This is a genomic window from Streptomyces sp. NPDC042336 (assembly GCF_055581985.1).
The window spans coordinates 275,270-288,382 of record NZ_JBVJEA010000004.1; the positions used below are offsets into that span (position 1 = coordinate 275,270).

The window sequence follows — 13,113 nt, forward strand, 5'->3', positions numbered from 1 at the left end:
CTGTCCGAATCATTGACGCGCCCCCGGGCCCTTCGTACCTTGTGCCAGCAAGCGCTTACTTGAAACGATTCATGAGGCGGACGCGACGTCGCGGGGAGGCTCGTATGCAGCAGGGCGGGAATGCGGAGCGGCAGGCCGGGAGGCGCACGATCCTCAAAGCGGCGGGTGCCTCGCTGGCCGTCGCGGGGCTGGGCGCCACGGCCACCGCGTGCGGCGGCGGGAGCGGTTCGGGGGACGGAACGGTGACGATCCGTTACTCCTGGTGGGGCGCCGAGGACCGGGCGGAACGCATCAACAAGACCATCGCGCTCTTCGAGAAGAAGTATCCGAAGATCAAGGTCAAGACCGACTTCCAGCCGTACACGGACTTCTGGAAGAAGTTCAACACCCAGGCCTCCGGGGGGAATCCACCGGATGTCTTCCAGAATGCCATCGGATTTCTCCGCAAATACGATGCCAAGAATGTCCTGCTCGATCTCGGCGGACAGGTCGAGGCGGGAAACCTCTCCATGGAGGGCTTCCGCGCGGGCCTGGAGAAATTCGGCGAGATCGACGGAAAACTCCTCGGCGTGCCCGTCGGTTCCAACTCGATGGCCCTGGTCATCGACAAGCCCGTCTACACCCGGGCCGGCGTCAAACCCGAACAGGGCTGGACGTGGGACGACTTCGACGAGGCGATGACGAAGGTCCGCGACAGGACCGGCCGGGCCGGTGACAGCGGCATGTACGGCGTCATGTACCTCTACGACCTGTACCTGCGTCAGAACGGCAAGGCGTTCTTCACCGAGGACGGACTCGGTTTCACCGAGGCGGACCTGACCGCGTGGTGGACCAAGGCGGAGAAGGGCGTGAAGTCCGGCCTGTTCGCCGACGCCAAGAAGGTCGCCCAGATCAAGCCCAAGTCGGCGCTCTCCGCGGAACTCGCCGGCAGCGAGTTCACCTGGGACAACTTCACCGTCCGCTACACCTCCGAGGGCAAGAGCGAGTACGGTCTCGCGCCGATCCCCACCACGGACGGCAAGAAGACCGGGCAGTACCTCGGCTCGCTGATGCTCAGCGCCTACAAGCGCACCCAGCACCCCAAGGAGGTCGCCCAGTTCATCGACTTCATGGTCCACGACCCTGAGGTCGCCAAGATCATGGGCTACGACCGCGGTGTCCCCACCACGCAGGCCCAGTACGACGCGTACCGGCCGGCCGACCCGGTCAACAAGGCCATCGCCGCCTACGAGGAGTCGCTCGTCGAGGCCGGCGTCCTGGAGCGGATCACCCCGCACCCCAACGGGGCCGACATCTGCGAGGCCGCGTTCCTGCGCATCGCCGAGGAGATGGCGCTCGGCTCGCGGTCCGTCGAGGACGCGGTCAAGCAGTTCTTCACCGAGTCGAAGACGGCTCTCGCCGGCTGATGGGAAGCGCCGTGACACACGCCCCCGCGATGGAGGGCCGGGCGGACGCCGGGCCGCGGCACGGTCCGGTGAAGTCCCCGCGCCCCGCCGGGCCGAAGCGACGAAGCCGCCGGGAGAACCTGGCCGGATACCTCTTCATGTCCCCCTGGATCGCCGGGTTCCTGCTGCTGACGGCAGGCCCGATGGCCGCCTCGCTGTACTTCGCGTTCACCGACTACAACCTGTTCGACGCACCCAGGTGGATCGGCCTGGACAACTTCTCCGAGATGTTCGGCGACCCGCGCTGGCGCCACTCGGTCCGCATCACCCTGTGGTACGTCGTGGTCGGCACACCGATCAAGCTGATCGCGGCGCTCGGCGTCGCCCTCCTGCTGGCGCAGAAGCGGCGCGGACAGGCCTTCTACCGGGCCGCGTTCTACGCGCCGTCGCTGATCGGCGCGAGCGTGTCCGTCGCCATCGTGTGGAAGGCGATCTTCTCGGACGACGCGATCGTCGACCGTACACAGCGGTTCTTCGGGATCGACGCCGGTGGCTGGACCGGCGACCCGGAGCTGATCATCTACAGCCTGGTGGCGCTCACCGTCTGGCAGTTCGGCGCCCCGATGGTCATCTTCCTGGCCGGTCTGAAACAGGTGCCGCGCGAGTTGTACGAGGCGGCCGACGTGGACGGCGCGAGCAAGATGCGGCAGTTCTGGAACATCACCCTGCCGATGATCTCCCCGGTCCTCTTCTTCAACGTCCTGCTGGAGACCATCCACTCCTTCCAGATCTTCAGCTCGGCCTACATCGTCGGCGGCGGCGCGGGAGGCAACGCCTGCGGTCCGGCGGACGGCACGATGGTCTACACCTGCTACCTGTACGTCCAGGGCTTCGAGAACAGCCGCATGGGCCTGGCCTCCGCCATGGCGTGGATGCTGCTGGTCGCGGTCGCCCTGGTCACCGCGGTGCTGTTCTGGTCACAGAAGCGCTGGGTGCACTACGAGGAGGGCGGCCGATGAGCGCGCAGGCCACCGATGTCACTCCGGCCACCGAAGCCCCACCGTCCCGGTCCACCGGGGCGGCCGTGCTCCGGCGCCGGCTGCCCGGGTCGCTCGCCTGGCACCTGGGCTCGCTGGCGATCCTCGCCGTGATCCTCTACCCGGTGCTCTGGGTGATCGGCGGCTCCTTCAAGGAGAGCGGCGACATCGTCGGCAGCCTGGACCTCTTTCCGGGCGACCCGATCACGTCCAACTACACGAGCCTCGCCGACGGCATCGCGGACATCTCGATCTCCACGTTCTTCCTCAACTCGCTCTTCCTCGCCGTCGGTTCCGTCATCGGGATCGTGGTGTCCTGCTCGCTGACGGCGTACGCCTTCGCGAAGATCAGGTTCGCCGGCCGCAACCTGCTGTTCACGCTGATGATCGGCACGCTGCTGCTGCCGTACCACGTGCTGCTGATCCCGCAGTACGTGCTCTTCCGCAACCTGGACATGATCAACACGTACACCCCGCTGCTGCTGGGCAAGTACCTGGCCACCGAGGCGTTCTTCGTCTTCCTGATGGTGCAGTTCATGCGCAACCTGCCCAGGGAGCTGGACGAGGCCGCCCGGCTCGACGGCTGCGGGCACTTCCGCATCTACTGGTCGATCGTGCTCCCGCTGTGCCGGCCGGCGCTGATCACCAGCGCGATCTTCACCTTCATCAACTCCTGGAACGACTTCATGGGCCCGCTGATCTACCTCAACGAGCCCGGCAAGTACACGATCTCCCTCGGCCTCAAGATGTTCGTGGACCAGGAGGGCCTGGCGAACTACGGCGGGATGATCGCCATGTCGCTCGTCGCCCTGCTGCCGGTCCTCGCCTTCTTCCTGGCCTTCCAGCGCTATCTGATCGACGGCATGGCGACGTCCGGCCTGAAGGGCTGAGGGGGACCGTGATGACCGAAGCGCGTGCCAAGGCCCGTCCGGAGCCGGGGGAGTCCCGGTTCGCCCAGGGCTTCGCCCTGTTCGCCGAGTGCCTGCTCACCGGCGTGTGGATCGCGGTGGCGGCGCTGCCGCTGGTCACCTACCCCGCCGCCTTCGCGGCCGGCGCGCGGCACCTCGGGCGCCGGCTGGCCCACCAGCGCGGCGGCCGACGGGAGTTCGTCGCCGACTTCCGGGCGGCGGTGCGCCGCGGGTGGCTCGTCGGGGTCGCCGGATGGGCAGCCCTCGCGGTGGTCTGGATCGACGTACGGGCCGTACGGGACGGTCTGCCCGGCGGCCCGGCGGTCGGCGCCGTCGGTGTCCTCGCCCTGATCGGCGCGGCCGTCGCGGGGCTGCGCGCGGCGGCGGACTGGCACCCCGGCGCCTCCTGGCGGTCGCTGCTCGCGCGAGCGGGCCGGCGCACCGTGCTCGACCCCGCCGGTTCCTTCCTCCTCGTCGCCGGGCTGGCCGTCGTGGTCTGCTCCGCCTGGTTCAGCGCACCGCTGGCCGTAGCCGTCCTGGGTGCCGTCGCCGCGGCGGCCGTGGCGGTGGAGGAGCGCTACCGACGCCGCTGACCGGCGCGGTCCGGGGCCGCCGCCGCTCCCGGGAGGGTGCCCGGCCCCGCCCCATTTTCTGTCATGCCCTTGACATTCACTACGGCTCGACGGCACCTCCCACAGCCATGCCCTCGACCCGCCCCGCACCCCGGTACGGAAAGGAACGGCCATGTCCCCCATCCCCCGCAGGTCCCTCCTCAAGGCGGCCGCCGCCGCCGGCGCCGCCGCCCAGTTCAGCTGGGCGCTGGGCACGAAGAACGCGCAGGCCGCGCCCGCCGCCCCGGTCGCCGACGACGCCCCCGTCACCCTGACCTGGCTGGAGGACGGCGGCCTCGGCGCCGCCCCCGGCTCCACCGTCGGCGTCCCCTGGCCCAGGGGCACCTTCCAGGCGGACCAGTCGTTCGCCGTCACGGACGCGGACGGCGGGGCCGTACCCGTGCAGTCCTGGCCGCTCGCCCACTGGCCCGACGGCTCCCTCAAGTGGACCGCCCACGCCGTCGGTTCGGGCAACGGCAAGCTCACCCTGACCGCCGGCACCCCGGCCGAGCCCGCCCAGAAGATCACCGTCGCCCGGCGTGGCGGCACCATCGACATATCGACCGGTGTCATCACCGCCAGCATCGGCACGTCCGGATCGGCGCTGATCAAGTCGGTCACCCGGGGCTCCACGGAGATCGCGAGAAACGGCCGCCTCGTCCTGCTGCGCCAGCCCGAGATCGAGGACGGCGACCAGGGCACGGTGAAGTACGAGCGCTTCGACGGGGCGGTCGACGAGGTGAAGGTCGAGCAGGAGGGCCCGGTCCGCGCCGTCGTCCGCATCGACGGCAAGCACCGCAAGGGCCACCGCGGCTGGCTGCCCTTTTCCATCCGCCTCTACTTCTACGCGGGCGCCGACTCCTTCCGGATGGTGCACACCATCACCTTCGACGGCCGGCAGGAGCCCGGGCGGGCGAGCGGCGACTTCATCCGCGGCCTCGGCGTCCGCTTCACCGTCCCGATGCGCGACGAGGCCTACGACCGCCACATCCGCATCGGCGGCGAGGGCACCGGACTGCTCCGCGAGGCCGTCAAGGGCATCACCGGGCTGCGCCGCGACCCGGGAGCCGCCGTCCAGGCGGCCCAGTTCGCCGGCGAGAAGCTGCCCGACCCCGCCACCTGGGACCAGCGGGTCACCACCCGCCTGAAGTACATCCCCGAATGGGGCGACTACACCCTCGCCCAGCTCTCCGCCGACGGCTTCACCCTGCGCAAGCGCACCAAGAAGGGCCACGGCTGGATCGGCGCGGGCGGCGGACGGCGGGCCTCCGGCTTCGGCTACGTCGGCGGCGCGAGCGGCGGCCTCTCCTTCGGCCTGCGCGACTTCTGGGAGAAGCACCCCGCCCAGCTCGACATCCGCGACGCCCGGACCGACGAGGCCGAGGTCACCCTCTGGCTGTGGTCCCCCGAGGCCCAGCCGATGGACCTGCGCTTCTACCACGACGGCATGGGCCAGGACACCTTCCCCGAGCAGCTCGAAGGCCTCAACATCACCTACGAGGACTACGAACCGGAGTTCGGCACCCCCTATGGCATCGCCCGCACCTCGGAACTCCTCTTCTGGGCCAACGCCGCCACCCCGAGCGCCGAGCGGCTCGCCGAACAGGTCGAGGCGGTACGCGTACTGCCGCAGCTCGCCGCCCCGCCCGGGCAACTCGTCAAGGCCGGGGTCTTCGGCCCGGGCCTCTACTCCGAGCCCGACCGCTCCACCCCCGCCAAGGCGAAGATCGAGGACCACCTCGACTTCCTCTTCACCTACTACAAGGACCAGGTGGAACAACGCCGCTGGTACGGCTTCTGGGACTACGGCGACATCATGCACACCTACGACGCCGCCCGGCACACCTGGCGGTACGACATCGGCGGCTACGCCTGGGACAACTCCGAGCTCTCCCCGGACCTCTGGCTCTGGTACGCCTACCTGCGCTCCGGCCGCGCCGACATCTTCCGCTTCGCCGAGGCCATGACCCGGCACACCGGCGAGGTCGACGTCTACCACCTCGGCAAGTGGGCGGGCCTGGGCACCCGGCACGGCGTCCAGCACTACGCCGACAGCGCCAAGCAGCAGCGCATCGCCAACACCACCTACCGGCGCTTCTACTACTTCCTCACCGCCGACGAACGCGTCGGCGACCTCATGCACGCCAACGTGGACTCCGACGAGACCTTCCTCGCCCTCGACCCGCTCCGCAAGATCCGCACCGAGCCCTACACCCCCGACCGCAACGCCCTGTCGGTCGGCTTCGGCACCGACTGGAGCGGCCTGGTCTCGGCCTGGCTCACCGAGTGGGAACGCAAGGGCCCCAAGTGGGAGAAGGCCAGGGACCGCGTCCTGTCCACGATGGAGACCATCGCCGCCCAGCCCAACGGCTTCGTCCAGGGCAGCGGCCTGTACGACCTGGACACCGGGCGGTTCGCCGTCGCCGACACGCCGAAGGTCGAGGTCTCCCACCTGTCGGCCGTCTTCGGCCTGAACGAACTGTGCGCCGAACTGATCGACCTCGTCGACATGCCGAAGTTCGAGGAGGCGTACTACGACTACTGCCGCTACTTCAACGCGAGCAAGAGGGAACAGGCCGAGCGCTACGGCACCGACTTCGGCAGCCTCATCCTCTTCCAGGGTCACTCGCGCCTCGACGCCTACGCCGCCGTGCGGACCGGTGACGACAAGCTCGCCGCGCGCGCGTGGCAGAAGTTCTACGACTCCGACGGCTACAAGGAGTCGGCGCCCTGGACGACGGAGAAGCTGAGCGGAACCGTCGCCCTGGTCCCGGGCGGCGAGGCGAGCTGGGTGTCCACCAACGACACCGCCCTCTACGGCCTCGCCGCCATCGAGAACCTCGCACTCCTGGGGGACAGGATGCCGTAGCCGGCCCCTGACCGGCGCGGGCGCGGGCACACTGCACGGGTGGACTGGAACCATTACCGCTTCCGCAGCCTGTGGCCGCTGCCCGCGTCCGCCCCGGAGGTCTACCGCGCCCTGGAACGCATCGAGGACTACCCCCGCTGGTGGCCGCAGGTCCGCGAGGTCACCCGGCTCGACGACACCAGCGGCGTCCTCCGCTTCCGCTCCCTGCTCCCGTACGAGCTGACCGCGACCGTGCGGGAGGGGCGCCGGGAGCCGGCCGCGGGGGTGCTGGAGGTCGCGATGAGCGGCGACATGGAGGGCTGGGCACGCTGGACGGTCGCCCCGCGCGGCTCCGCCACCCTCGTCCGCTACGACCAGGAGGTCGTCGTGCGCAAGCCGCTGCTGCGCCGCCTCGCCGTGCCCGGGCGGCCCCTGTTCCGTGCCAACCACCGCCTCATGATGCGGACGGGCCGGCAGGGCCTGGCCGCGCACCTGGCAGGCGGCCGGCAAGCGGTTTGATGGAACCCCGCGGCGCCCTGTATTGTTCAGTGCGTTCCCGGGCGATTAGCTCAGTGGGAGAGCGCTTCGTTCACACCGAAGAGGTCACTGGTTCGAACCCAGTATCGCCCACGCTCGCGACAGCGACGTGTGTCCGCGGAATCCGCGGACCACGTCGCTCTCTTCGTTTCCTGCGCGGCTTCACCGCGCGAAGTGAGGGCTCCGCCACCCACACCCCGCCCCGGCGTTCACGCGGGCCGGGGACGAAGGGTCACGCCGCCGCGGGCAGGTCCGGGCGCAGCGGCCAGGCCGGGTCCACCGGCTCCTCCGTGCCGTTGAGCGCGAACCACGCCTGCAGGCCGCGCGCCTGACCCGCGTGCCACACCGCCTGGAGCGTGTGCAACTCGGCGGGGGAGAGACGCTCGAGTCGTGCCTGGAAGCGGCGCCCCACCGCCCGTACGACCTCCAGCGCCGCCTGGGCGTCGGCGGCCGCGTCGTGCGCGCCCTCCAACTCCACACCGTAGTGCGCGCACAGGTCGGTGAGGGTGCGGCGGCCCTTGCGGTAGCGGTCCAGGTGCTTGTCCAGCACGCGCGGGTCCAGCACGTGCAGCGACGTCCGCTCCAGCCAGCGGCCCAGCGACGAGGCGCGGTGCCTGCGCAACTCCCGGTCCAGCAGCGTGAGGTCGAACGGCGCGTTCATCACCACCAGCGGACGCCCGGCGCGGGCCTGCTCGGTCAGCGCCTCGGCTATCTCGTACATCACCGGCGCCGGCCAGCGGCCGTGGCGCTGCACATGCTCCTGGGTCAGCCCGTGCACCGCCGTCGCCGCCTCCGGCACCGGCACCCCCGGGTTCACCAGCCACCGGGTCACCCGCGGGCGCAGTCCCGGCGCGTCCTGGACGACGAGGGCCGCGGACACGATCCGGTCGGTCTCGGTGTCCACACCCGTCGTCTCCGTGTCGAAGGCCGCCAGCGGCCCCTCGAACCAGTTCGTCATAGGGCACTCAACTCCTCGTCCGAGCACGGCAGCTGACGCGCCGTCCCTTGTCCCGGTTCGGTGATACCCGGGCTGTTTGCGCCGTACGCCGGAAGGAGACAACAGGAGTACGGGTCTTTGCAGTTCACAGACCCGCCACGGGGATTCACCGGTTCTGGAAGGCTGTTGGTCATGGCCATTGCGCAGCCCGAACGGGGCGGGCTGCTGCCGGAGCGCACCGCGCCCTCACGCGGCTCTCTCGCCACCACCGCCTGCATGGAGACCTTGCAGGTCGGCTACCTCCACGCGGTCGCCGCCGCGGCGGGCTGCTCGCTCTCCCAGCCCTTCCCGGACAACGGCATCGACTGGCACGTCAGCCACAGCGCCCCCGGGCACACCGTCGACGACGAGGTCACCATCAAGGTGCAGCTCAAGGCCACCTACCAGACCGCGCCGAGCCCGCCAGGCCGCTTCTTCTCCTTCACCCTCGACAACGACCACCTGGCGAAGCTCGCCCGCACCCCGGTGTCGGTGCACAAGATCCTGGTCGTGATGATCGTCCCCCGGTCCCGGGACCAGTGGCTGCGCGCCGGCCACGACCGGCTCGACCTCAGGCACTGCTGCTACTGGACGAATCTCGCCGGACACCCCGTCACGGGCCGGCGGCGCACCACCGTGCGGATTCCGACCGCGCGGATCTTCGACGACCGTGCGCTGTGCGAGATCATGACGCGGGTCGGGACGGGAGGGAAACCATGACGCACCGCCCGACCGGCGAACCCCTGCGCCCCGTACGGCCGCACCCGGCCGACGCCCTCGACGACACCCCCCGGTACGGCGGCCCGCCCGAGCCCGGCACCGTCGACCCGGCCGTGCTGACCGCCCTGCTGCACCGGCACGGCTGGCGGCGGCGCGGCGGCGCGGCGGGCCGCTACGGCCGCTGGACCCCGCCAGGACCGGCCGCGGACGTCACCAGCCTCCTGGTGCCGGTCAGCCGCGCCTTCCCCGACAGCGACGACCTGCTCGGCGAGGCGCTGCACGCCCTGTACCGCAGCGGCACGCCCGCCGCCCGCGAGATCCTGCTCTCCCTCGCCGTCCCCAGCGACGAGATCCGCTGGGAACGCGACATACCGACGGGTCCCGGCGACACCGCGTCCTGGACGGCGGAGGAGCAGCTGCGCTCCGCCGCCCGTCGGATGCTGCTCGCCGGAGCGCTCGCCACGCGCGCGCGTGCGGGCTACTACGGCGCCCGGCACCGGCGCGCCGCCGGCGCGGCCCTGGAGAACGTCGTGGTGGGCCCCGCCCCCGGCGGCCGCCGTCTCACGGCGTTCCTGCCGGTCGGCACCGGCCGGCCCCTCGCCGTACGCCTTCACCAGGCCCTCCACGCCGCCCGTGAGGCCGTCGACTACCGTCGGGCCACCGGAGGAGCGGATGCCTTCGACGCGGCCGTCGCGGCGGGCGTCAGCCACGAGCTGACCGAGTCCCTCGTCGCCCTGGTCCGGGGCACCCAGGGCGCCCGCATCGCCGTCGGCTGGGCGCCGGCCGCGGGCGTCCCCGAGGGCTGCGGCGCCCTCACCGAACCCGTCGAGTTCTCGCCCGGCGACCTGCCCGCCCTGCGCGAGGCCGCCGCCCGCTACCTGCGCGCGGAGCCCTCCGTGCCGGTGCGGATCACCGGCACCGTCGTCCGCATGCGCCGGCCCGGACCGCGCGGCACGGGCACCGTACGGCTCCGGGTGCTGGCCGGGGCCGAGGTGCCGCACGTGCGGGTCGCGCTGGACGAGGAGGCCTACCGGATCGCCGGGCACGCCCACCTCGTCGGGCTGCCGGTGCGGGTGCTCGGGCGGCTGGAGAGCCGGGGCGGCTTCCGCCGGCTCACCGGCGCCTGCGAGATCACCCCCGTACAGGTCGACGACGCGGAGCGGGACCGGCTGCTGAAGGCCGTCCAGGAGCACGTCGAGGTGGCGGCCTTCTTCGAGGAGGCCTGCGGCGACGGAGGGGACTGCGGGGACTAGGGGGGTGTCGTCCGGATCAGGCCGGCTTCGGGGGCGGTGCCTTGTCGCCGGCCCCGGCAGGATCCGCGGCGCCCCCTAGTTTCGCGGTGGGCGGGTGCGGGTCGGTACGATCGCCCTCATGCGTGCGCTCCGGTATGGTGCCGCGGCCCCACCTTCAGTCAGGAGAGACCGGTGTCAGACGTCCGTGTGATCATCCAGCGGGATTCCGAGCGGGAAGAACGCGTGGTGACGACGGGCACTACGGCCGCCGAGCTCTTCGCCGGCGAGCGCTCGGTCATCGCCGCCCGCGTGTCCGGCGAGCTCAAGGACCTCGCCTACGAGGTGCGGGACGGCGAGACCGTCGAAGGCGTCGAGATCTCCTCCGAGGACGGTCTGGACATCCTGCGCCACTCCACCGCGCACGTCATGGCACAGGCCGTGCAGGAGCTGTTCCCCGAGGCCAAGCTGGGCATCGGCCCGCCCGTCAAGGACGGCTTCTACTACGACTTCGACGTCGAGAAGCCCTTCCACCCCGATGACCTCAAGGCCATCGAGAAGAAGATGCAGGAGATCCAGAAGCGCGGGCAGCGGTTCTCCCGCCGCGTGGTCAGCGACGAGGCCGCCCGCGAGGAGCTGGCCGACGAGCCGTACAAGCTGGAGCTGATCGGTCTCAAGGGCGCCGCCTCCAGCGACGACGGCGCGGACGTCGAGGTCGGCGCCGGCGAGCTGACGATCTACGACAACCTCGACGCGAAGACCGGCGAGCTGTGCTGGAAGGACCTCTGCCGGGGTCCCCACCTGCCCACCACCCGGAACATCCCGGCCTTCAAGCTGATGCGCAACGCCGCCGCCTACTGGCGCGGCAGCGAGAAGAACCCGATGCTCCAGCGCATCTACGGCACCGCCTGGCCCACCAAGGACGAGCTGAAGGCTCACCTGGAGTTCCTCGCCGAGGCCGAGAAGCGCGACCACCGCAAGCTCGGCAGCGAGCTGGACCTGTTCTCCATCCCGGAGCAGATCGGTTCCGGCCTCGCCGTCTTCCACCCCAAGGGCGGCATCATCCGCCGGACCATGGAGGACTACTCGCGGCGCCGCCACGAGGAGGAGGGCTACGAGTTCGTCTACACCCCGCACGCGACCAAGGGGAAGCTCTTCGAGACCTCGGGCCACCTGGACTGGTACGCCGACGGCATGTACCCGCCCATGCAGCTCGACGAGGGCGTGGACTACTACCTCAAGCCCATGAACTGCCCGATGCACAACCTGATCTTCGACGCGCGGGGGCGGTCCTACCGCGAACTGCCCCTGAGGCTGTTCGAGTTCGGCACCGTGTACCGGTACGAGAAGTCGGGCGTCGTGCACGGTCTGACCCGGGCCCGCGGCTTCACCCAGGACGACGCGCACATCTACTGCACCCGCGAGCAGATGTCGGAGGAGCTGGACAAGACCCTCACCTTCGTCCTGAACCTGCTGCGCGACTACGGCCTGAACGACTTCTACCTGGAGCTGTCCACCAAGGACCCGGAGAAGTTCGTCGGCTCCGACGAGGCCTGGGAAGAGGCCACCGAGACGCTGCGCCAGGTCGCCGAGAAGCAGAACCTGGAACTGGTGGCGGACCCGGGCGGCGCCGCGTTCTACGGCCCGAAGATCTCCGTGCAGGCCAAGGACGCCATCGGGCGCACCTGGCAGATGTCGACCATCCAGCTCGACTTCAACCTGCCGGAGCGCTTCGACCTGGAGTACACGGCCGCGGACGGTTCCAAGACCCGCCCGGTCATGATCCACCGCGCGCTGTTCGGCTCCATCGAGCGTTTCTTCGCGGTGCTCCTGGAGCACTACGCGGGCGCGATGCCGCCCTGGCTCGCTCCGGTGCAGGCGGTGGGCATCCCGGTGGGGGACGCGCACGTGCAGTACCTGGAGGAGTTCGCGGCGGAGGCACGGCGCAAGGGGCTGCGCGTCGACGTGGACTCCTCCTCGGACCGGATGCAGAAGAAGATCCGTACGCAGCAGAAGCAGAAGGTCCCGTTCATGATCATCGTCGGCGACGAGGACATGCACGGGGGCACGGTGTCGTTCCGCTACCGCGACGGATCGCAGGAGAACGGCATTCCGCGCGACCAGGCGCTGGCAAAGCTCGTCGACGTGGTGGAGCGCCGGATTCAGGTGTGATTCGCTCCCCGCACACGCGGGGATCGGCCCCCGGGGAAAGCTCCCGGGGGCCCTTTCAGTTTCCCGGCGCCGACGCCATATGCTGCACGCATGACGAGTGAGCCGGAGCAGCAGCTGGGAGTGGGGACGCCGGACGCGTTCCAGCGCCTGTGGACGCCCCACCGGATGGCCTACATCCAGGGCGAGAACAAGCCGAGCGGCCCCGGCGCCGACGACGGCTGCCCCTTCTGCTCGATCCCGGCCAAGTCCGACGAGGACGGTCTGATCATCCGGCGCGGCGAGCACGTGTACGCGGTGCTCAACCTGTACCCGTACAACGGCGGCCACCTGATGACCGTGCCCTACCGCCACGTCGCCGACTACACCGAGCTGAACGCCGTGGAGACCGCGGAGCTGGCCGAGCTGACCAAGCAGGCGATGACCGCCCTGCGCACCGCGTCCGGCGCCCATGGCTTCAACATCGGCATGAACCAGGGCTCGGTGGCGGGCGCGGGCATCGCCGCCCACCTGCACCAGCATGTGGTGCCCCGCTGGGGCGGCGACACCAATTTCCTCCCCGTGATCGGCCACACAAGGGTCCTGCCCCAGCTCCTGGGCGACACCCGCAAGATGCTGGCAGAGGCCTGGCCGACGGCCTAGCTCTCAGTCCGGGGGCGGTGAGCGAGCCCGTCCGGCGCTTGAGGACGAGGC

General features: G+C 70.5%; 11 protein-coding genes and 1 tRNA gene. 11 read left to right on the forward strand and 1 reads right to left on the reverse strand.

Annotation, left to right across the window (positions count from 1 at the left end; genetic code table 11):
• Window positions 1-104: 104 nt before the first annotated feature.
• The 7 genes from ACZ6IM_RS12165 to ACZ6IM_RS12195 all read left to right on the forward strand — a co-directional run bounded on the left by ACZ6IM_RS12165 (window position 105) and on the right by ACZ6IM_RS12195 (window position 7,419).
• On the forward strand, window positions 105-1,406 hold the full coding sequence (locus ACZ6IM_RS12165) for an ABC transporter substrate-binding protein (protein WP_052837829.1): 1,302 nt from the start codon (window positions 105-107) through the stop codon (window positions 1,404-1,406).
• Complete coding sequence (locus ACZ6IM_RS12170; RefSeq protein ID WP_052837830.1) at window positions 1,406-2,404, forward strand: carbohydrate ABC transporter permease; 999 nt, start codon at window positions 1,406-1,408, stop codon at window positions 2,402-2,404. The genes ACZ6IM_RS12165 and ACZ6IM_RS12170 overlap by 1 nt, the downstream gene beginning before the upstream one ends.
• On the forward strand, window positions 2,401-3,312 hold the full coding sequence (locus ACZ6IM_RS12175; RefSeq protein WP_052837831.1) for a carbohydrate ABC transporter permease: 912 nt from the start codon (window positions 2,401-2,403) through the stop codon (window positions 3,310-3,312). The genes ACZ6IM_RS12170 and ACZ6IM_RS12175 overlap by 4 nt, the downstream gene beginning before the upstream one ends.
• Before the next feature lie 11 nt (window positions 3,313-3,323).
• Window positions 3,324-3,923 carry a hypothetical protein gene (locus tag ACZ6IM_RS12180; RefSeq protein ID WP_052837832.1) on the forward strand — a complete coding sequence of 200 codons (600 nt, stop codon included), beginning with the start codon at window positions 3,324-3,326 and terminating at the stop codon, window positions 3,921-3,923.
• Between the two features lie 151 nt (window positions 3,924-4,074).
• Window positions 4,075-6,810, forward strand: a complete 2,736-nt coding sequence (locus tag ACZ6IM_RS12185) for an exo-rhamnogalacturonan lyase family protein (RefSeq protein ID WP_469556230.1) — start codon at window positions 4,075-4,077, stop codon at window positions 6,808-6,810.
• Between the two features lie 39 nt (window positions 6,811-6,849).
• A complete protein-coding gene (locus tag ACZ6IM_RS12190) occupies window positions 6,850-7,308 on the forward strand; it encodes an SRPBCC family protein (protein WP_052837834.1) in 459 nt (152 codons plus the stop codon).
• 39 nt (window positions 7,309-7,347) lie between these two features.
• Window positions 7,348-7,419: transfer RNA gene (locus ACZ6IM_RS12195), tRNA-Val, on the forward strand.
• A gap of 139 nt (window positions 7,420-7,558) precedes the next feature.
• Here ACZ6IM_RS12195 and ACZ6IM_RS12200 read toward each other — a convergent pair.
• The gene (locus tag ACZ6IM_RS12200; protein WP_052837835.1) at window positions 7,559-8,284 is read right to left on the reverse strand and encodes a 3'-5' exonuclease; all 726 of its coding nucleotides are present in this window, start codon (window positions 8,282-8,284) and stop codon (window positions 7,559-7,561) included.
• Between the two features lie 171 nt (window positions 8,285-8,455).
• On the opposite strand from ACZ6IM_RS12200, the gene ACZ6IM_RS12205 reads away from it, so the two are divergent.
• From ACZ6IM_RS12205 to ACZ6IM_RS12220, 4 genes are all read left to right on the forward strand, one after another.
• Complete coding sequence (locus ACZ6IM_RS12205) at window positions 8,456-9,022, forward strand: DUF4365 domain-containing protein (RefSeq protein WP_469556235.1); 567 nt, start codon at window positions 8,456-8,458, stop codon at window positions 9,020-9,022.
• Window positions 9,019-10,275, forward strand: coding sequence for a hypothetical protein (locus ACZ6IM_RS12210; RefSeq protein WP_469556238.1), 1,257 nt, complete (start codon window positions 9,019-9,021; stop codon window positions 10,273-10,275). The genes ACZ6IM_RS12205 and ACZ6IM_RS12210 overlap by 4 nt, the downstream gene beginning before the upstream one ends.
• A 171-nt stretch (window positions 10,276-10,446) precedes the next feature.
• A complete protein-coding gene (thrS, locus tag ACZ6IM_RS12215) occupies window positions 10,447-12,423 on the forward strand; it encodes a threonine--tRNA ligase (protein ID WP_052837838.1) in 1,977 nt (658 codons plus the stop codon).
• A 90-nt stretch (window positions 12,424-12,513) separates the two neighbouring features.
• Window positions 12,514-13,062, forward strand: coding sequence for an HIT family protein (locus ACZ6IM_RS12220; RefSeq protein ID WP_052837839.1), 549 nt, complete (start codon window positions 12,514-12,516; stop codon window positions 13,060-13,062).
• Window positions 13,063-13,113: the final 51 nt, after the last annotated feature.